A 20,386-nucleotide genomic window follows, 5' to 3' on the forward strand; every position below is an offset into this window, starting at 1 on the left:
TTCACAACCAGTTTACCAGCATGGGTGCAAGTTCGGTGCAACCTTTTTGCTTCTCAAGCGTATCTATAATGAAAGGATACAGCGATGATGATATTTCTTCTGGCATTATCCATGATGGTAGCAATGGCTGCATCGGCGGTTATTCTGCTTCTGGAAGAGAATGAAGCAAAGCGTAACCGAGTTCGTCCCGCAGCATTCAGTTTGAGTTCTATGAGTAAATTGCGTTCACATTAATTGCTTATTTTAAAGATCGTCAGTTCCCTCCAGTCCTGACATCTCAAAAAGGCCGATGGCTTCCGCCACCGGCCTTTTCATTTGTTAAAAAGACTAACCTGATTATTTTGTGCTTCAGGAAACTCTTTTAATCTTCGCCACCAGCTACAGGCGCTTCACCTTCCGAAGTCGATCCCTCAACTTCAACAGCGCCATTTTCTTCATCGCTTTCCGTTTCCGAAATGCGCTCGACCGAAACGACCTTTTCGCCGTCAGCCGTATTGAAGATCGTGACACCCTTAGTCGAACGTCCGGCAATACGAATGCCGCCAACCGGCACGCGGATCAGCTGGCCTTTGTCGGAAACGAGCAAAATCTGATCGCTTGCTTCGACTGGGAATAGTGCAACCAGTTCACCAATTTCGTCGGTCTTCGAAGTATCCGTTGCACGAATGCCTTTGCCGCCACGACCAGAAACGCGGAACTCATAAGACGAGGAACGCTTACCGTAACCATATTCGCTAACAGTCAGAACAGTCTGCTCACGTGCTTTCAGTTCCTGATAAAGCTCTTCCGTCAGCTCAGCCTCAACCGCGACTTCTTCGCCGACAACAACAATATCATCCGCATCATCCGCACCCATCGCACGACGCTCGGCAATAGAGCGCTTGAGGTAAGCGGCACGCAGCGGTGCATCCGCATCAACGTGATGCAGGATCGCCATTGAAATGACCTTATCGCCATCTGCCAGATTGATGCCACGAACACCAATCGAGTTACGGCCCGCAAAGACGCGAACATCAGTAACCGGGAAGCGAATACACTGGCCGCCAGCACAGGTCAGAAGGACGTCATCAAATTCGGTACAAGTATCGACCGAAAGGATTTCATCGCCTTCTTCTTCCAGCTTCATCGCGATCTTACCGTTACGGTTGACCTGAACGAAGTCGGAAAGCTTGTTACGGCGCACCGTTCCACGCGTTGTCGAGAACATGACGTCGAGGTTTGCCCAGGATTCTTCATCCTCCGGCAATGGCATAATGGTGGTGATGCGCTCACCCTGCTGCAATGGCAGCATATTAATGAGTGCCTTGCCGCGCGATTGCGGATTACCGACTGGCAGACGCCATACTTTTTCTTTGTAAACGATACCACGCGAAGAGAAGAACAGCACCGGCGTATGCGTATTGGCAACAAACAGACGGGTTACGAAATCCTCGTCTTTCGTGGCCATGCCGGAGCGACCCTTGCCGCCACGACGCTGCGCACGATAGGTCGCCAGAGGCACACGCTTGATGTAACCCGCATGGCTGACCGTGACGACCATGTCTTCGCGGGCGATGAGGTCTTCATCGTCCATTTCCGCGCCACCAAGACCAAACTCAGTGCGGCGTGGCGTAGCAAACTCGTCACGAACGGCAATCATCTCTTCTTTGACGATTGTCATCACGCGAATACGCGAGCTGAGAATGTCTAGATAATCACGGATTTCTTCGCCGATTTTGTTCAGTTCATCCGCAACTTCGTCGCGACCCAGTGCAGTCAAACGCTGCAAGCGCAATTCAAGAATTGCACGTGCCTGCTCTTCGGACAGATTATAAGTGTTGTCTTCATTGATCTTATGACGCGGATCATCAATGAGACGGATCAGCGGGGCAACATCAGCGGCAGGCCAGCGACGTTCCATCAACTGCTCACGAGCCGTTGCCGGATCTGGCGCACGACGAATGAGAGCAATGATCTCGTCAATATTGGCAACAGCGATGGCCAGACCAACCAACACATGCGCGCGATCACGAGCCTTGTTGAGGAGGAACTTGGTGCGGCGTGTGACGACTTCCTCACGGAACGACACGAATGCGCGCAGCATATCGAGCAGAACCATCTGCTCTGGCTTGCCGCCATTCAGCGCAACCATGTTGCAACCGAACGATGTCTGCAAAGGCGTGTAACGATAAAGCTGGTTCAGCACGACATCGGCAACCGCATCGCGCTTCAGCTCAATCACAACGCGATAACCATCACGGTCAGATTCGTCACGCAGATCGGAAATGCCCTCAATACGCTTATCGCGTACCAGTTCGGCCATTTTCTCGATCATCGAAGCCTTGTTCACCTGATAAGGAATCTCGGTGATGATAATGGCTTCACGATCGCCGCGCATTGGCTCAATTGCAACAACACCGCGCATAATGACGGAGCCGCGACCTGTGCTGTAAGCAGAGTTGATGCCAGCGCGGCCAAGGATGATACCGCCGGTCGGGAAATCCGGACCGGGGATAATTTCCATGATTTCTTCCAGCTCAATGGCCGGATTTTCAATCAGCGCTACGCAACCATCAATGACTTCGCCAAGGTTATGCGGTGGAATATTGGTGGCCATACCAACCGCAATACCGCCCGAACCATTGACGAGAAGATTTGGAAAGCGCGCAGGCAGAACCATTGGTTCGCGCTCGCGGCCATCATAGTTGTCCTGAAAATCAACCGTATCCTTGTCGATATCCGACAGAAGGGATTCAGTGACTTTTTCAAGACGGCATTCGGTATAACGCATTGCCGCTGGCGGATCGCCATCGATGGAACCGAAATTCCCCTGCCCATCCACAAGCGGATCGCGCAGCGAGAAGTCCTGCGCCATACGTACGAGGGCGTCATAAATGGATGCATCGCCATGCGGATGGTATTTACCCATCACTTCACCGATCACACCTGCCGATTTACGGTAGGGGCGATTGTAAGCGAGGTTCATCTCGTTCATGGCGTGGAGAATACGACGATGCACAGGCTTCAAGCCGTCGCGCACATCAGGCAGCGCACGGCTAACGATAACGCTCATCGCGTAATCGAGATAGGAGCGCTGCATCTCCTCAATAATAGAGATCGGCTCGATACCTGTAGGGCCGCTCGGGCCGCCATTCATATCTTCGGAACCGGGTGGTGGCGTTAGATCTGACACTATTCAGATATCTTTCTCAACAGAATCGATAAAGTCACTTTATAGAGCAAACTAGCACAAAAGGCCAATTTGACCGCCATTTCGCGGCGTGAAATTCCATTACCTTATCAACGGCTTGAAAGATATTCACATAAACATCGCGCAATGATGTTGTGTGAGCGCACGCTTTGCATCGACCGTGTGCCACTGATCGGCTACAATCCCTTTAACAAATCAGGTAATCATTACCAATAAAAGAGGCGAGTTTAACATGGGGTTCTACGATACGGTTTTCAGCGCCTTCGTCACCCTCCTTGTAACAATCGACCCGCCCGGTCTGGCACCACTATTTCTGGCGCTCACGCCAGGCATGGATCGTAGCCATCGCAGTCAGGTTGCACTGCGCGCTTCTATAATTGGCTTCATTGTCATGGCACTGTTTGCGATTGCTGGAGCACAGATACTCGGCATGTTCGGCATCTCCATCGGGGCTTTCCGCGTTGCAGGTGGTCTGCTGCTCTTTTGGATCGCTTTCGAAATGATTTTTGAAAAGCGAACAGAGCGCAAGGAAAAGAGCGCGGAAGTCGCGATCACCAAGGATCATATCCGCAATATCGCTGCTTTCCCGCTTGCCATTCCGCTGATAGCTGGTCCGGGCGCGATCTCAGCCATCGTGCTGACATCGGATTCCTTTGACGGTATCGGGCCGCGCGCAGCCCTGCTCGGTGTGATCGCAGTCTGCCTACTGATTACCTACGTCGTATTGCTGCTCGCAGAACGCGTAGACCGGTTTCTGGGTGAAACCGGTCGTTCTATTCTAACCCGACTGCTCGGTGTCATTCTTGCAGCACTTGCAGTTCAGTTCGTAGCAGACGGTGTGCGATCGCTGATTAGTGGCTAGGCCGTAAAAGCACTCAGCTCGTTATTAAATATACCGCGAACGGGCTGAGAAAAGGCAAACTACTTTGCGAGGAGTATAATTTAAATAATTAGCTTAATTATATTTTTTCAAATTTTTTAGAAAAATATCCGTAGCAAAGGCGATATCTCCAGAATTATCGATGATGAAAACATCTTCAGCGCCATCATCAAAATAGACTTCACGGGAAAGTCGTCTGATAATTTCTTCCCGGCTCTCGCGACCGCGCGCAGCCAATCGCTCTGCCAATACCTCTGGCTTTGCAGAAATCACAACTATGGACCGCGAGGCATAAAGACTGCGTATTTCACCCAGCACGCGGCGCGAAACATTGGCAATTATGACCGAACCTTTTGCAATCTCCTCGTTTAGCGACTTTGGCAGACCATAGCTTAACCCATGTGCCTGCCAATGCAGAGCAAAAGCACCATCGTTAGCGAACCTAACAAAAGCATCTTCGGTCAGGCTGTCATGGTCTTCCGTTCCGGGCATTTGTGGGCGAGTGATTATGCGGCGAACGAAATGAAATCGATGATCATCAGCGAGTGCGGCACGCGCGGCGTCCATGATTGTGTCTTTGCCGGCACCGCTAGGGCCGACAACCGCCACAAAGCAACCTTTCGGCGCCAATCTCCGACTAACATCACTCATATCTGCACTCGATGCATTTCAAAACGATGTACCAAAAGGGACGCAGCGGATGGGCCACTTCGCCCTCGGTTCCTCATGCTTCATATGTTCGCTCACTCGCATGAACTTCATAAGCTTTGCGGATATGAAGATCAACGAACAGATATATAAATTATATGTCACAGACCGGTAAAAATCGGCTTTTTCAAAAAACCGTACACTTGGATAACAGGCACTAAGCAACGAAAGTGAACATGATTTTATTCAACCAAAGCCGATAACTTTTAAGAACAAAAATGCTTCAAAGCTAATGCAGGTAGCTGAAAATAGAGCGATAAATTGATATGTTAAAATCTATAAAAACATCAATTAGAACAAGTTACTATTCTTGTATCTCAATTATTCAATTTAATTAAAAAAGCGGGCGTTTAATGCGCCCGCTTTTTTCATCAAAATGGAATTTCGTCGTCGAGATCGCGGGAGAAACCGCCGCCACCGCCGCCCTGACTGGATGGGCCGGAGGAACCGAAATCATTACCGCCGCCCGAGTAATCTGACATCTGGTTACGATTGCCACCACCACCGCCGCCGCCAAAGGAACGACCCTCACCGCCGCCTTCGCCACGGCTATCGAGCATCTGCAGTTCGCCACGGAACTTCTGCAACACGATTTCGGTGCTATAGCGGTCGTTGCCGTTCTGATCCTGCCATTTGCGTGTTTGAAGCGCGCCTTCGATATAAACCTTAGAACCCTTCTTCAGGTACTGTTCGGCAACCTTAGCAAGATTTTCATTGAAAATAACAACGCTGTGCCATTCTGTGCGATCCTTGCGCTCACCGCTCTGACGATCACGCCAGCTTTCCGAGGTCGCAATACGCAGATTGGCGATCTGGTCGCCTGAATTAAGGCGACGAATTTCAGGATCGGCACCAAGATTGCCGACCAGAATGACTTTGTTGACGCTACCAGCCATCGAAAACTTACTCCGGGTCTCGCAAGCACAACCTAACCTACAGTTTCATCCGAATTGGATCGGACTGATCTGGCAAGACGTGCTTTCCACAATAAAGATCAGGCGCAAATATGCGCCATCACATAAAACTCTGAACACACACTACAACAGTCATTCTCGAAGCGCGCTGATTGCAGAGATTATTTTAAGAATGTTCCACAGATGATTATGTTCTTGTTTTGTTCAAAATGCAACAATATTCATAAATCATGACCGCGTTGACGCATTTAAAAGTCATACTCCGAGGATATATGGCACTCTAATGATTTGAAATCGTATTGCAAAGTTAAGCCCTGCCGCTCACTGTTTCTTTGGCGCGCAGGGCTTGGATTTGAGCAATGCTCTTATATCGACAATGCTTCGCCGATAAATGTTTTCGGAAATCTACTGCCTGGAAGCGGACGATCTCCGCGCATATTTCAGGTTTTCTGCAATCAGCTAACACGATCAATTATGCATTTGTCCGAAAAGACGATACAGAATGACGTGAAGTGATTGTGCTTTCACAATCGTGAAAGCGAGGCAACTTAGTCAGGTGGACTCATGCTCCATTTCCTCCTGTTGCATTAACCCAACCGTTTGGACCTCTTGTCGATATCGAATAATCATCCCGATATCTCTCCATCCAGCGAGTAGGTGCAGTCTGCGCCTGTCAGGAGTAACAGTCAACGCTCTTGCGTTCACATTTCGTATCGCATATCAGAAGTTCAGTTGTTCGATCTTTGTTCCGGTGTTATTTAAGCCCGGAATGATTGAACGCCCCTTTCCTTGGAAGGGGTTCATACCCATATTGTGGAGCGGCGCGGCATTGAGTTCCACGCCCGACAATCCATGACAGGACCAAACAGGCAGGACGCGGAATGAGCGATCAGAAATTCATTTCCATACGTGGCGCGCGTGAACACAATCTGAAAAATGTTGACCTTGATCTGCCGCGCGACAAGCTGATCGTCATGACCGGTCTTTCGGGCTCCGGCAAATCATCGCTGGCTTTCGATACGATTTATGCAGAAGGCCAGCGTCGCTATGTCGAAAGCCTTTCGGCTTATGCGCGCCAGTTTCTTGAAATGATGCAGAAGCCAGATGTGGACCAGATTGATGGTCTTTCCCCGGCTATTTCCATCGAGCAAAAGACAACGAGCCGCAATCCGCGTTCGACCGTCGGTACTGTAACCGAAATCTACGACTATATGCGCCTGCTTTTCGCACGCGTAGGTGTGCCTTATTCACCTGCGACGGGCCTGCCGATTGAAAGCCAGACTGTCAGCCAGATGGTTGATCGCGTTCTCGCATTTGAAGAAGGCACCCGTCTTTATATTCTGGCTCCAATCGTTCGTGGTCGTAAGGGCGAATATAAGAAGGAACTGGCAGAGCTTCAAAAGAAGGGTTTCCAGCGCGTAAAGGTCGATGGCGCCTTCTACGAAATCGCTGATGTCCCTGCCCTCGATAAAAAATACAAGCACGACATTGATGTGGTTGTGGACCGTGTTGTTGTGCGTGGTGATCTTGCAACCCGTTTGGCCGACAGTCTTGAGACCTGTCTGAAATTGGCCGAAGGTCTGGCGATTGCCGAATTTGCCGACAAACCTTTACCAGCAGAAGAGACAGCCTCCGGGGGTGCAGCGAATAAATCGGCGAACGAAACGCATGAACGCGTGATGTTCTCGGAAAAATTTGCATGTCCTGTTTCAGGTTTTACAATTCCTGAAATCGAGCCGCGTTTGTTTTCGTTTAACAATCCGTTCGGTGCCTGCCCGACCTGCGATGGTCTAGGCACGCAACAGGCAATTGATCCTAATCTGATCATCCCGGATCATTCCGCTTCTCTGAAAGATGGGGCAGTTGCGCCATGGGCGCGCTCGTCATCGCCCTATTACAACCAAACGCTTGAAGCGCTTGGCAAATCCTATGGCTTCAAACTGAGTGCCAAGTGGACTGATCTCCCAGAAGAAGCTCAACAGGCCATTCTTTACGGCACCAAGGGCAAAGAAATTGCCTTTAATTATGATGATGGTTTGCGCGCCTATCAGACCACCAAGGCATTTGAAGGTGTTATTCCAAACCTTGAGCGCCGCTGGAAAGAAACCGATTCAGCATGGTCGCGAGAGGAAATTGAGCGCTTCATGTCGTCAACGCCCTGCCCGGCATGTCGTGGCTATCGCTTGAAGCCAGAAGCACTGGCCGTCAAAGTTGGCATGAAGCATATCGGTGAAATCACCAGCATGTCGATCCGCAACGCTGACCAATGGTTCCGCGATGTCGATGGTACGTTCAACGACAAGCAGCGCGAAATCGCAGCGCGCATTCTCAAAGAAATTCGCGAGCGTCTGGACTTCCTCAATGATGTTGGGCTCGACTACCTGACGCTCGCGCGTAATTCAGGCACGCTTTCAGGTGGTGAAAGCCAGCGCATTCGCCTCGCCTCGCAGATTGGTTCCGGCCTGACTGGCGTCCTTTACGTGCTGGACGAGCCATCTATCGGCCTGCATCAGCGTGACAATGCGCGCCTTCTGGATACGCTTCGTCACCTGCGCGATCTCGGCAATACCGTGATCGTTGTCGAACATGATGAAGATGCGATCCTCACCGCCGACTATGTGGTCGACATTGGGCCAGCAGCCGGCATTCATGGCGGCCATATCATTGCGCAAGGTTCTCCTGATGACGTGATGTCGAACGCCAATTCGTTGACCGGCAAATATTTGTCAGGTGCGCTTGAAGTTGCAATTCCTGCTGAGCGCCGCGAAATTTCCAAGGCAAAGCGCATCAAAGTTGTCGGCGCGCGTGGTAACAATCTGAAAAACGTCTCAGCGGATATTCCGCTTGGCACATTTACAGCCGTTACCGGCGTATCGGGCGGCGGCAAATCGACGTTCCTGATCGAAACGCTGTTCAAAGCTGCATCGCGCCGCATCATGGGTTCCCGCGAACATCCTGCGGAACATGACCGTATTGAGGGCCTTGAGTTCCTTGATAAGGTGATCGACATTGACCAGTCACCGATTGGCCGCACGCCGCGTTCCAATCCCGCAACCTATACCGGCGCTTTCACGCCGATACGCGACTGGTTCGCAGGTCTTCCCGAAGCCAAGGCACGCGGTTATCAAGCCGGACGTTTCTCATTCAACGTGAAGGGTGGACGCTGTGAGGCTTGTCAGGGCGATGGCGTCATCAAGATCGAAATGCACTTTCTGCCAGACGTTTATGTGACCTGTGATGTTTGCCACGGCAAACGCTACAACCGCGAAACGCTCGAAGTGCACTTCAAAGGCAAATCAATTGCCGACGTACTGGATATGACGGTCGAAGAGGGCGCTGAATTCTTCACAGCCGTTCCCGCTGTGCGTGACAAACTCGAAACGCTTGTCAAAGTTGGACTGGGCTATGTGAAGGTCGGCCAGCAAGCCACAACACTTTCGGGTGGTGAAGCGCAACGCGTGAAACTTGCCAAGGAACTGTCGCGCAAAGCTACAGGCCGAACGCTCTATATTCTTGATGAGCCAACGACAGGTCTGCATTTCCACGACGTCGCAAAGCTTCTCGAAGTGCTGCACGAACTGGTTGAGCAGGGAAATACGGTTGTGGTGATCGAACACAATCTTGAAGTCATCAAGACTGCTGACTGGGTGATTGATCTTGGTCCAGAGGGCGGTGATGGCGGCGGCGAAATCGTTGCCGTTGGGCGTCCTGAAGATATTGCCAAGGAAAAGCGTTCCTATACCGGCCAGTTCCTCAAGGAGCTGCTCGAACGCCGTCCAAGACGTAAAGCAGAAGCTGCTGAATAATTTTAAAGCCGGGCATTGCCCGGCTTTTTTTATTCAAAAAAACCGACAACAGGCCCATATCCACCATGCCATGAAATGTCGTTGCGACCCATGGCAGGACTATAAATTCCAGCGCCGCCCCCGCCATCAAGGAACAGTGCATTCGGGCACTTCAGCTCGTCTCTAAACAGTGAAGCGAAATCATAGAAATTCACAGCATCTTCGCTAATTGCAAAGCGGATCGATTGATCCTCACAGATACCCACGCCGCTTCTACGAGTTCGGTCTGTGGATCCTTTGATCAGGATAGGATTGAGCTTGTTCCCTATGATCAGCATAGGCCCGGATTGCGTTGCAAAATTCGCCCGCAGCTTCTGCTTCAGAAACTGGTCAGTTGAGACAATTCCTGCGCTGTCATTATCAAAATAGAAAACACCATTCGGCTTTTTATAGAAATTTGGAATCGGACCCGAGACACGCTGCGGTGTTTTCGTATCTGGAGGCACCAGTTCCTGTCCATTCTCGATATATAAGCCCATCGGCGTAAAATCGACCTGATACATCCCGGCATTAAAAGCAAATGATAGTGTTTTGCCCACGCCAGCTACAGCATCTGCTACTTTTGAAAAATTGCGATATGGCTGGCCATCAGCACTTTTCCAAAACAGCCGCAGATTTTGTTTGTCCTTCACCGTGCAGACAATGAATTTCATATCTTGAAAAATCTGCGGTTCACACGCTTCGGCTCGTGCTGATTGCGTTGCGAAATAAAGTCCGGCAAACCCCAGAGCTGTGTGTGCCATTGTCGATTTAAACAAGCGCAAAGCAAAACCTCCCTCGAAAAATAAAAAAAGCCCGGCTAAACCGGGCCTTCTCGTAGTACTGTCCGCGATTATCGCGACAGTTACAGCATCAACCCAAAAATCAAAATCGATTTCAGAAAGCACGATGCTTAACCTAAAAAGTCAAAGCGTGCCTCGTGCGCCAATTATGACGCACAGCGCTCTAACGATTAGCCGTTAACGGCATCCTTAAGGCCCTTGCCGGCCGAGAACTTCGGCACGTTACGGGCAGGAATTGCAACTTCTGCGCCAGTCGACGGGTTACGACCTGTCGAAGCTGCACGATGCGACACGGAGAAAACACCAAAGCCTGGCAGACGTACTTCTTCGCCAGCCTGAAGTGCACCGGTTACAGCTGCGAGTACTGCGTCAACTGCAGTTCCTGCGTCGGCCTTTGTCAAACCGCCCTTTTCCGCTACTGCGGCGACCAATTCGTTCTTGTTCATAGGCATTTCCTTTCTTTATCTACCGGCGCGATTTACGCGAACGGATTGCGTGCAGTTTATTCAAATTGAATGACAAACCAAGCCTGTCAACACGAAAAAAGCCCAGAAAACCGGGGTTAAACACAGAAATGCCGGGCTTTTGGCCCGGCATTGTTAGTATATTAGCCACTGTGAACGATTAATGCGCTGTAGAAACGCCCGCGTCATCGTCTACCGGAGCAGATGCAACTGGTGTTGCAGGCTCTGTCCATTCGATCGGCTGTAGCTCACGAACCAGCGCATGCTTAAGCACTTCACCGACTCGCGACACCGGAACGATCTCAAGATTGTTCTTCACATTGTCCGGAATATCCGCCAAGTCCTTGGCGTTTTCTTCTGGGATCAGAACTTTCTTGATGCCGCCGCGCAATGCAGCAAGCAGCTTTTCCTTGAGACCACCGATAGGCAATACGCGGCCACGGAGCGTCACTTCGCCGGTCATTGCAATGTCCTTGCGAACCGGAATACCGGTCATCACAGAGACGATTGCCGTAACCATGGCGATACCAGCCGATGGGCCATCCTTGGGCGTCGCACCTTCTGGTACGTGCACGTGGATGTCGCGCTTGTCGAACAGCGGAGGCTCAATGCCGAAATCAACTGCACGCGAGCGAACATAAGATGCCGCCGCAGAAATCGATTCCTTCATAACATCACGGAGATTACCCGTAACGGTCATGCGACCCTTGCCGGGCATCATGACACCTTCAATGGTCAGCAACTCGCCGCCCACCTCAGTCCACGCAAGACCTGTGACAACGCCGACCTGATCTTCACCGTCGATCTGACCGAAACGATAGCGCTCGACACCGAGATAATCGGAGAGATTTTTGTCAGTGATTTTCACCGACTTCTTCTTCGACTTTAGAATCTCAGTCACGGCCTTACGTGCCAAAGTCATCATTTCACGTTCAAGACTACGCACACCGGCTTCACGTGTGTAAAGGCGGATAACATTACGCAGCGCATCGTCTGTGACCGAAAACTCTTTCGGCTGCAAAGCATGATCCTTGATCGCCTTTGGCAACAAATGCCGTTTAGCAATCTCGAGCTTTTCATCTTCGGTGTAACCGGCAATACGAATGACTTCCATACGATCCAGAAGCGGACCCGGAATATTCAGCGTATTGGCGGTCGTCACGAACATGACGTTCGACAGATCATATTCAACCTCAAGGTAATGATCCATAAAGGTCGAGTTCTGTTCTGGATCCAGCACCTCAAGCATTGCTGACGACGGATCACCACGGAAATCCTGACCCATCTTGTCGATTTCATCGAGCAGGAAGAGCGGGTTGGACTTCTTTGCCTTCTTCATCGACTGGATGACCTTGCCGGGCATCGAACCGATATAAGTGCGGCGGTGACCGCGGATTTCAGCCTCGTCACGCACGCCGCCAAGCGACATACGAACATATTCACGGCCGGTAGCCTTGGCAATCGAACGGGCAAGCGAAGTCTTACCGACGCCGGGAGGTCCAACGAGGCAAAGGATCGGGCCTTTGATCTTGGTCGAGCGAGCCTGCACTGCGAGATATTCGACAATGCGCTCTTTGACCTTTTCGAGGCCAAAATGATCGTCACCAAGCACGCCTTCGGCAAAGTTAAGATCCTGCTTGATCTTGGACTTCTTGCCCCACGGAATCGACAGCAGCCAGTCGAGATAGTTGCGAACAACGGTTGCTTCTGCCGACATCGGGCTCATGCTGCGCAGCTTTTTCAGCTCAGCCTGTGCCTTTTCGCGGGCTTCCTTGGAAAGCTTGGTCTTGTTGATGCGCTCTTCGAGTTCAGCCGTTTCATCACGACCGTCCTCGCCATCACCAAGCTCCTTCTGAATCGCCTTCATCTGCTCGTTGAGGTAATATTCGCGCTGGGTCTTTTCCATCTGGCGCTTAACGCGGCCACGGATGCGCTTTTCTACCTGCAGAACAGAAATCTCGGATTCCATGAAGGCCAGCGCCTTCTCAAGACGCTCACGCACCGAGAGAATAGACAACATTTCCTGCTTTTCAGGAATCTTGATCGCGAGATGCGAAGCGACCGTATCAGCAAGCTTAGAATAATCTTCAATCTGCGTGGCTGCACCAACCACTTCAGGCGAAATCTTCTTGTTCAGCTTGACGTAGTTTTCAAAGTCAGAAACCACGGAACGCGATAGCGCTTCAACTTCAACGGCATCTTCTTCGGGTTCAGGAAGAACCGTAGCAAATGCTTCGTGATAATCTTCGCGATCAGTGAACTTAGAAACCTTGGCGCGCGCAGTGCCTTCGACGAGAACCTTAACGGTGCCGTCTGGCAGCTTCAAAAGCTGCAACACATTTGCAATCGTGCCGATTTCATAAATAGCATCAGGTGCCGGATCATCGTCTGCCGCATTCTTCTGCGTTGCGAGCAAAATCTGCTTATCGACGCCCATCACTTCTTCAAGTGCTTTGATCGACTTTTCACGTCCAACAAACAGCGGAACGATCATATGGGGGAAGACTACGATATCGCGCAACGGCAGAACGGCATACAGCCCGTCTTCGCCATTCGCTTCCGTCTTCTGTTCAATATCCGTCATGTCAGTCCTTTCTCAGGTCATTCGACCCGACTGCCAAAGGTTGTGGCCCCTTTCATGATGAGGCAGTCCACAACCAGTGCTTCGGTCCATAATTGGAGTGTCGAACTCCTAAATTCAAGCTGCTTTAATGGCAGCATTCATAGAATCGTCATCTATCCTGCGCCGTCACAGAAATTTGTACAATAACAACTGCGCGATGTATCCAGACTGCGCCAACAGATAGACAAGAAAAAGGCCGCTTTCGCGGCCTATTCTCATTTTATTCAACAGCTATCAGGCTGAGGCATTGCCTTTTTCGTCCTGGCGCTCGGAATAGATGTAGAGCGGACGGGCGCTGCCATCCACAACATCTCCGGAAATAACCACTTCCTGAACGCCTTCCAGCGTTGGCAGCTCGAACATAGTGTCGAGCAGGATCTTTTCCATGATCGAACGCAGGCCACGCGCGCCGGTCTTGCGCTCAACTGCCTTATTGGCAATCGCACGCAGAGCGTCGTCGTGGAAGCTGAGTTCAACATTTTCCATGTCGAACAGACGCTGATACTGCTTCACAAGCGCATTCTTTGGCTCAGTCAGAATCTGCACAAGTGCGTCAACGTCCAGATCTTCCAGAGTGGCAATCACTGGCAGACGACCAACGAATTCCGGAATAAGACCGAATTTCAGCAAGTCTTCTGGTTCCAGTTCACGGAACACTTCACCAATACGACGATCTTCAGCGGACTTTACATTGGCGCCAAAACCAATCGAGGTCTTTTCACCACGTGCCGAAATGATCTTATCGAGACCAGCAAACGCACCGCCACAGATGAACAGAATGTTCGTCGTATCCACCTGCAGGAATTCCTGCTGCGGATGCTTACGGCCACCCTGCGGCGGCACGGAAGCAACAGTGCCTTCCATGATCTTAAGCAGCGCCTGCTGAACGCCTTCGCCCGATACGTCACGGGTGATAGAAGGATTATCCGACTTGCGGCTGATCTTATCGACTTCGTCGATGTAAACGATGCCGCGCTGTGCGCGTTCAACATTATAATCAGCCGACTGGAGCAGCTTCAGAATGATGTTTTCAACGTCTTCACCGACATAACCGGCTTCTGTCAGCGTCGTTGCATCAGCCATTGTGAACGGAACATCGATGATGCGTGCAAGTGTCTGGGCAAGATAGGTCTTGCCGCAACCCGTTGGACCAACCAGCAGAATGTTGGACTTCGCTAGTTCGATGTCGTTGCTTTTGCTCTGATGTGCAAGGCGCTTATAGTGATTGTGTACCGCAACCGAGAGAACGCGCTTGGCGTCTTTCTGACCGATGACATAGTCATCGAGTACGTCTTTGATTTCCTGCGGCGTAGGCACACCTTCGCGCGACTTCACCATCGAGGTTTTGTTTTCCTCGCGGATGATGTCCATGCAAAGTTCGACGCACTCGTCGCAGATAAATACGGTCGGGCCTGCAATCAGCTTACGTACTTCATGCTGGCTTTTGCCACAGAACGAGCAATAAAGCGTATTCTTTGAATCGCCGCCGCTGTTGCTGACTTTGCTCATTGCAGTTTCCTTTCAATAAACCGAGTTGAACAACAGCCCTCTGCGTCCATCTCGATCGTTTCTTCCGGTTCGGAGCCATTGAGGAAGCACAACACAGCTTCTTTCCGGCTCCATCAGCAGTTTTTACGCACTGCCAGTCATTTTGGATCTCGCGCACCCAAGGCTTTCCGACCGAATAAGCCTTAAGTGGCGACTTTTGCAGAACCTAAAGCGGGGAACAATTGAAAAATCATGTTCCCCAGCGAGATTCGGCATAATCTGAACTATTTTAACGCCGTGAACCCCAACAGATGCTTAACGCGATGCGTTAACCTTTAGCTAGGACCACGAAATAAGCCGCTTTTGTGGCAAAAGGCGCTAAAATATGAAGAGGCAGACAAGCTGCCGCTCCAGATTACTTGGTTTCTTCAACAGCCACTTCACGCGATTCGATGACCTTATCGATCAAACCGAACTCAAGAGCTTCCTGCGCGGTCATGAAGTGATCACGATCAAGCGTACGTTCAATGGTCTCATAATCGCGACCTGTATGCTTGACGTAGATCTCGTTCAGGCGGCGCTTCATCTTGATGATGTCCTGCGCATGACGTTCAATGTCGGACGCCTGCCCCTGGAAACCACCAGAAGGCTGGTGAACCATGATACGCGCGTTTGGTAGCGCGTAACGCTGGCCAGTCGCACCGGCAGTCAGCAGCAGTGAGCCCATTGAAGCGGCCTGCCCCATGCAAAGCGTGGATACTGGCGGCTTAATGAACTGCATCGTGTCATAAATCGCCATGCCGGACGTAACAACGCCGCCGGGCGAATTGATATACATGTTGATCTCTTTCTTCGGGTTTTCAGACTCGAGGAAGAGCAACTGCGCACAGATCAGCATCGACATGCCGTCTTCGACAGGACCGTTGACGAAGATGATACGTTCTTTCAGCAAACGCGAAAAAATATCATAGGCCCGCTCGCCACGGTTGGTCTGCTCGACAACCATCGGCACAAGGTTCATGACGGTTTCAATTGGATCTCTCATTATGGGCCTCTGCATATTTATAACGAATATGAATCGTATGGATGTTCCATACATAGGGCTTTGCAGCCCTGTTCCGCAAGATGCCGATCAATCCCAATCGGAATCCTGCTCGACAGGCTTAATGCCGCGTTTCTCATCGAGCATTTTGCGTGCTGTTTCTGTCAAGCGAGCTTGAATACGAACCGAGCCATCCTCGAGGTCTTCACGCTTCACATCGCTGCCATGCTGGTAAATCCAGTCAAGAATACGAAGCTCTGAAGGTGGAAGCACCACATCTACTGAGCCGAGCGCACCAGCAATGCGGCTCTCGATCAATGACAGCAACCTGTCAACACCTTCACCTGTCCAGGCAGAAAGCGGGATTGGTCGACCTTCGTCACCGCCAGCCGCGGCCAGACGCAGGGCAGCCTCACGGCCAGCCTCGTCGAGATTATCGATCTTGTTCCAAATCTGGATCACGCGCTTATGATCATGCGGATCGACATCGAGGCCCGTCAAAATGCTTTCTACGTCTTCTGCTTGCGCCGCATTATCCGGATCGGAAATGTCGCGCACATGCAGAATCAGATCCGCTTCGACCACTTCTTCAAGCGTCGCACGAAATGCTGCAACGAGATGATGCGGAAGATTTGAGATGAAGCCCACAGTATCCGAGAGAATAACCGTTTCGCCGTGCGGCAGGCGAATACGGCGCAATGTCGGATCAAGCGTCGCAAACAGCATATCTTCGGCCAGCACATCGGCGCCCGTCATACGGTTAAACAATGTCGATTTTCCCGCATTGGTGTAGCCAACCAGCGCGATGACCGGATGCGGCACTTTGCGCCGCTTCTGACGGTGCAATGTGCGGGTGCGCACAACCGTTTCCAGTTCGCGTTTGATCTTCAGAATCTTGTCCTGAAGCATGCGCCTGTCGGCTTCGATCTGTGTTTCACCCGGACCACCGAGGAAGCCACCGCCACCGCGCTGACGCTCCAAGTGTGTCCAGCTTCGGACAAGACGACCCTTTTGATAATTCAGATGTGCAAGCTCAACTTGCAGCGAACCTTCTTTGGTGCGTGCGCGCTCGCCAAAAATTTCCAGAATAAGCCCGGTACGGTCGATAACCTTGACGTGCAATGCTTTTTCGAGATTACGCTGCTGCACCGGCGTCAAAGAGTGATCAACGATCACGAGACCAATTGACTTTTCTTCCAGAATTTCAGCGATTGCCTCAATCTTACCCGTACCCAACAGCGTTGCTGGACGAGGTTGGCTGACAGTCACATTTTCAGCATGGGCAATTTCAAGGTTGATAGCGCGCGCAAGACCAATAGCTTCTTCCAGCCGTGCTTCATTTGAACGCTGAAACTGCGCTCGTTCGCCTTCTTCGCTTGCTGTAGTGGTATTATAACGTTCCGGAAGAATTGGAACGATGACCGCCGCTCTCGTTGGTTCTGGCTCAGACAGGCCAAATCCTTTTTTTTCATCGGCAGGCGAAACATTCGCGTCTTTGAATTTCGACAAATATACTTACTCCGGGATACGGAACCTAACTGCACCCGCAGATAGGTCTTCGCATAAGCGGTTTCAAATAGAAGACGCCCCGGCCAATCAAATCATGATCCTGAATACCCGACATACGGGATCGGAATCGAAAAAGCTGGAGCAGAGTGACGGTTTCAAGAGATCACCACGCTCCAGCATAAACTGGTCAGTTAAAAACTGAGAAGCGTCAGACTTCCTCACCCTCGAACATCTGTACCGGCTGGCTCGGCATGATGGTCGAAATTGCATGCTTGTAAACAAGCTGCGAATGACCATCGCGACGCAGCAACACACAGAAATTGTCAAATGACGTCACGATACCTGTGAGCTTCACACCATTGATAAGAAAAATGGTCAGTGAAATTTTCTGCTTGCGTACAGAGTTAAGAAAAAGGTCTTGAAGATTTTGCGATCGTTCAGCCATTGTTTTTATTCCTTTAATCGATCAGCAGTTTGTTCGTTTATGCCAGACGAACACGCGCACACACATAAATCAAGCTCCCGGGTTGCGCAAAACCAGTCGCTAAAAGCAATTGCTGTGGAAAGACAACTGCTTCGCTCTTAATCTTCGGTTAACAGGATGGGAATCTTTCCGCAACCAACAAATTCAAAACCCGACATGCAAATCTTTGCAGGTATGAATAAATCAACCTTATTTGAGGTCACTTGAAAGTGGTTTGCTAAGCAATGGTCTAACCCGATCAATAGCCCACATATAGAAGCTTCCCGGCTGCATGGAAACGACCTCTTTATGTTTCTTATGGATATGAAAACCAATGAAATCAGGGTGTTTGGTCGGCTCTATCCCATACACTGGGTCGTAAATCCGAGTAGCCTCTTTCCCTACCCAATAATAGAAATTCTCCTGCGGTGCCGCATTTTTAAAGATGCCATACTTGCGTGCGAGCCGTGATATGCCGTCATTTCCGAAAATTGTAATCCCGATAGCGGCAGGCGTAACTTCTTTGCCCGTAAGACGATAGTATAACGGCCGCAGCTTGCCGCGTCGTACTCCCAGCCAGCGCGGGAGAGGATAGGTGGCCGCAATATAGTGTTCAAATTCGCGAATGATCGGATGGTCATGCGGCAAATAGAGAGCCGAGACACCGACACGAAAGCGATTCTCTCGTGCCAGATATGGCTTCGTAGGATCGGGATGAAATTGCTTGAGCAAATAGACATCCGTATCAAGCCACACGCCCTGCCTATGCTTCATCAGCATAATACGGAAAATATCACTGAACTGAACTATCGTCGTTCGACTGCGCAACTTCGGGTAATTCGGATCGAGACGCTTAAATACCTGCTCAGGCAGAATAGTGCTGGCGTCGTGGATTTCGACGCCCTCAGGGACATTCTCGATTGGCGCATATGAAAACAGCTTCACGCGTTGGCCAGTCATCACCATGGATGCAAGGCATATGCGGTCGACGTCCCGTAGGCTCGGCCCATACCAGAAAGTGCAGATATCCATCAGAGATACCGGATAAAAGAGGTTGCCATTTTTGAAAACTCAGAAAAATTCGAGGCTAACGCGGAACATCTGTTCAACATGTTTGATTGCATCAGCAGTCGCGAATATCACAACACGATCTTTCGGCTTAATACGCACGTCACCATTTGGTTGAATAACCTGCCCTGCACGGTAAATCGCACCAATGCGCAAGCCTTCCGGCAAATCGAGATCACGCAAGGGTGCACCGACCAGCGATGATGTCTCAAGTGCTTCCGCCTCAATAATCTCAGCCATATCACGATAGACGCTGTAAACTGCGCGAATACGACCACGTCGAACATGCTGCAATATCTTCGAGACCGTAACAGCCTTCGGATCGATATACGCATCGATCCCCACCATGTGGGTAAAATCCTGATAGCCGGTCGTGTTGATCAGCGCCATATTGGCCTTACACCCAAGCCGCTTGGCCATGATGCTTGAGAGAATATTCACCTGATCCTGATTGGTCAGAGCGACAAACAGATCAGCATCCTCAATGTCCGCTTCCTGCAAAAGCTCCTGATCCAAAGCACTGCCGTGCAGAACCATGGTACGTTTCAGCTGATCTGCAATCATGAAAGCACGCTCATGCTCGCTTTCAATCATCTTTATGCGCGTTTGCCATTTGCGCTCTTCAATGGCTTTCGCAACATAAAGGCCAATATTGCCGCCGCCAGCAATGACAATGCGATGTGCCTCTGGCTTTTCATGACCAAACAATGAAAGCGTTCTGCGAACCTGTTCGCGGGTTGTCACAACATAAGCGAGATCACCGGCATTGAGCTGATCGGTTGAACGCGGAATGAACAGACTGCCATTGCGCACAACACCCACGACCGTTGCAGCGAGATCAGGAAACAGGTCAGAGAGCTGTTTTAATGGCGTATTGATAACCGGGCATTCTTCGAGACATTCGATTGCAAGACCGATGATCTTATCATCAGCAAACCGCAAAACATCGGTCGCGCCCTGCAATGCGATGCGCCGCAAAACCACTTCACCGACTTCAAGCTCAGGTGAAATAATCACGTCAATCGGCAGATTTTCGCGCAGAAACAAGTCCTGATATTCAGCCTTCAAATAAGACTGTGCACGAATACGGGCGATCTTGGTTGGCACATTGAAAACCGAATGCGCAACCTGACAGGCCACCATATTGACTTCGTCAGACAATGTGACTGCGATGATCATATCGGCTTCATTGGCACCGGCAGCAGCCAACACATCGGGTTGCGAACCATGACCAACGAACCCGCGCACATCCAGCGTATCGCGCACAATCTCGATATGGCGCGCAGATGTATCAATGACGGAGACGTCGTTTTCTTCAGCAGCAAGCCGCTCGGCAATACCGTAGCCAACCTGTCCTGCACCGCACACGATTACGCGCATGATTGTCCCGCCTGCCCTGAATTCGTTTAA

Annotated in this window: 15 protein-coding genes; 3 read left to right on the top strand and 12 right to left on the bottom strand. The window is 50.8% G+C overall.

All coding sequences use genetic code 11. The features are described 5' to 3' along the window. The first annotated feature begins 84 nt into the window (after positions 1-84). Positions 85-234 carry a hypothetical protein gene (locus ACOZHT_RS11870; RefSeq protein WP_339508797.1) on the top strand — a complete coding sequence of 50 codons (150 nt, stop codon included), beginning with the start codon at positions 85-87 and terminating at the stop codon, positions 232-234. A gap of 127 nt (positions 235-361) precedes the next feature. Here the strand turns inward: ACOZHT_RS11870 and gyrA are convergent, their stop codons facing one another. Continuing rightward, positions 362-3,136: a DNA gyrase subunit A gene (gene gyrA, locus ACOZHT_RS11875; RefSeq protein WP_339508932.1), complete on the bottom strand. Its 2,775-nt coding sequence runs from the start codon at positions 3,134-3,136 to the stop codon at positions 362-364. Positions 3,137-3,422: 286 nt separating this feature from the next. Here gyrA and ACOZHT_RS11880 point away from each other — a divergent pair, with 286 nt between their 5' ends. Then, positions 3,423-4,052 (top strand): MarC family protein, encoded by a 630-nt coding sequence (locus tag ACOZHT_RS11880; RefSeq protein ID WP_339508798.1) that lies wholly within the window; start codon positions 3,423-3,425, stop codon positions 4,050-4,052. Positions 4,053-4,145: 93 nt separating this feature from the next. On the opposite strand, the gene phnN is transcribed toward ACOZHT_RS11880, so the two are convergent. Next, positions 4,146-4,721: a phosphonate metabolism protein/1,5-bisphosphokinase (PRPP-forming) PhnN gene (gene phnN / locus ACOZHT_RS11885; protein WP_339508799.1), complete on the bottom strand. Its 576-nt coding sequence runs from the start codon at positions 4,719-4,721 to the stop codon at positions 4,146-4,148. A 428-nt stretch (positions 4,722-5,149) separates the two neighbouring features. Further along, a complete protein-coding gene (gene ssb / locus ACOZHT_RS11890; protein WP_339508800.1) occupies positions 5,150-5,674 on the bottom strand; it encodes a single-stranded DNA-binding protein in 525 nt (174 codons plus the stop codon). 899 nt (positions 5,675-6,573) lie between these two features. On the opposite strand from ssb, the gene uvrA reads away from it, so the two are divergent. Continuing rightward, a complete protein-coding gene (gene uvrA / locus ACOZHT_RS11895) occupies positions 6,574-9,498 on the top strand; it encodes an excinuclease ABC subunit UvrA (protein ID WP_339508801.1) in 2,925 nt (974 codons plus the stop codon). Between the two features lie 29 nt (positions 9,499-9,527). Here the strand turns inward: uvrA and ACOZHT_RS11900 are convergent, their stop codons facing one another. The 9 genes from ACOZHT_RS11900 to trkA form a co-directional block, all read right to left on the bottom strand. After that, a complete protein-coding gene (locus ACOZHT_RS11900) occupies positions 9,528-10,301 on the bottom strand; it encodes a phosphodiester glycosidase family protein (RefSeq protein ID WP_421565864.1) in 774 nt (257 codons plus the stop codon). Between the two features lie 188 nt (positions 10,302-10,489). Beyond that, positions 10,490-10,765, bottom strand: coding sequence for an HU family DNA-binding protein (locus ACOZHT_RS11905; RefSeq protein ID WP_250039808.1), 276 nt, complete (start codon positions 10,763-10,765; stop codon positions 10,490-10,492). Positions 10,766-10,943: 178 nt separating this feature from the next. Next, positions 10,944-13,367: an endopeptidase La gene (gene lon, locus ACOZHT_RS11910; RefSeq protein WP_339508802.1), complete on the bottom strand. Its 2,424-nt coding sequence runs from the start codon at positions 13,365-13,367 to the stop codon at positions 10,944-10,946. Positions 13,368-13,640: 273 nt separating this feature from the next. Continuing rightward, on the bottom strand, positions 13,641-14,915 hold the full coding sequence (gene clpX / locus ACOZHT_RS11915) for an ATP-dependent Clp protease ATP-binding subunit ClpX (protein WP_339508803.1): 1,275 nt from the start codon (positions 14,913-14,915) through the stop codon (positions 13,641-13,643). A 394-nt stretch (positions 14,916-15,309) separates the two neighbouring features. Beyond that, positions 15,310-15,939 (bottom strand): ATP-dependent Clp endopeptidase proteolytic subunit ClpP, encoded by a 630-nt coding sequence (clpP, locus tag ACOZHT_RS11920; RefSeq protein WP_250039805.1) that lies wholly within the window; start codon positions 15,937-15,939, stop codon positions 15,310-15,312. Positions 15,940-16,026: 87 nt separating this feature from the next. Continuing rightward, on the bottom strand, positions 16,027-17,445 hold the full coding sequence (hflX, locus tag ACOZHT_RS11925) for a GTPase HflX (protein WP_339508804.1): 1,419 nt from the start codon (positions 17,443-17,445) through the stop codon (positions 16,027-16,029). A gap of 208 nt (positions 17,446-17,653) precedes the next feature. Further along, positions 17,654-17,890 carry an RNA chaperone Hfq gene (gene hfq / locus ACOZHT_RS11930; protein ID WP_007875113.1) on the bottom strand — a complete coding sequence of 79 codons (237 nt, stop codon included), beginning with the start codon at positions 17,888-17,890 and terminating at the stop codon, positions 17,654-17,656. Between the two features lie 228 nt (positions 17,891-18,118). After that, positions 18,119-18,940: a hypothetical protein gene (locus ACOZHT_RS11935; protein ID WP_339508805.1), complete on the bottom strand. Its 822-nt coding sequence runs from the start codon at positions 18,938-18,940 to the stop codon at positions 18,119-18,121. 39 nt (positions 18,941-18,979) lie between these two features. Next, complete coding sequence (trkA, locus tag ACOZHT_RS11940) at positions 18,980-20,356, bottom strand: Trk system potassium transporter TrkA (protein ID WP_339508806.1); 1,377 nt, start codon at positions 20,354-20,356, stop codon at positions 18,980-18,982. Between the last annotated feature and the right edge of the window lie 30 nt (positions 20,357-20,386).

The organism is Ochrobactrum sp. EDr1-4 (assembly GCF_049199085.1).
Lineage (GTDB): Bacteria > Pseudomonadota > Alphaproteobacteria > Rhizobiales > Rhizobiaceae > Brucella.

What these genes read in the sequence shown, in the direction of transcription:
- clpX (WP_339508803.1), bottom strand. Translation starts at nt 14,915, where the DNA reads ATGAGCAAAGTCAGCAACAGCGGCGGCGATTCAAAGAATACGCTTTAT.
- uvrA (WP_339508801.1), top strand. Translation starts at nt 6,574, where the DNA reads ATGAGCGATCAGAAATTCATTTCCATACGTGGCGCGCGTGAACACAAT.
- ssb (WP_339508800.1), bottom strand. Translation starts at nt 5,674, where the DNA reads ATGGCTGGTAGCGTCAACAAAGTCATTCTGGTCGGCAATCTTGGTGCC.
- trkA (WP_339508806.1), bottom strand. Translation starts at nt 20,356, where the DNA reads ATGCGCGTAATCGTGTGCGGTGCAGGACAGGTTGGCTACGGTATTGCC.
- clpP (WP_250039805.1), bottom strand. Translation starts at nt 15,939, where the DNA reads ATGAGAGATCCAATTGAAACCGTCATGAACCTTGTGCCGATGGTTGTC.
- gyrA (WP_339508932.1), bottom strand. Translation starts at nt 3,136, where the DNA reads ATGAATGGCGGCCCGAGCGGCCCTACAGGTATCGAGCCGATCTCTATT.
- lon (WP_339508802.1), bottom strand. Translation starts at nt 13,367, where the DNA reads ATGACGGATATTGAACAGAAGACGGAAGCGAATGGCGAAGACGGGCTG.
- phnN (WP_339508799.1), bottom strand. Translation starts at nt 4,721, where the DNA reads ATGAGTGATGTTAGTCGGAGATTGGCGCCGAAAGGTTGCTTTGTGGCG.
- ACOZHT_RS11880 (WP_339508798.1), top strand. Translation starts at nt 3,423, where the DNA reads ATGGGGTTCTACGATACGGTTTTCAGCGCCTTCGTCACCCTCCTTGTA.
- ACOZHT_RS11905 (WP_250039808.1), bottom strand. Translation starts at nt 10,765, where the DNA reads ATGAACAAGAACGAATTGGTCGCCGCAGTAGCGGAAAAGGGCGGTTTG.
- ACOZHT_RS11870 (WP_339508797.1), top strand. Translation starts at nt 85, where the DNA reads ATGATGATATTTCTTCTGGCATTATCCATGATGGTAGCAATGGCTGCA.
- hfq (WP_007875113.1), bottom strand. Translation starts at nt 17,890, where the DNA reads ATGGCTGAACGATCGCAAAATCTTCAAGACCTTTTTCTTAACTCTGTA.
- ACOZHT_RS11935 (WP_339508805.1), bottom strand. Translation starts at nt 18,940, where the DNA reads ATGGATATCTGCACTTTCTGGTATGGGCCGAGCCTACGGGACGTCGAC.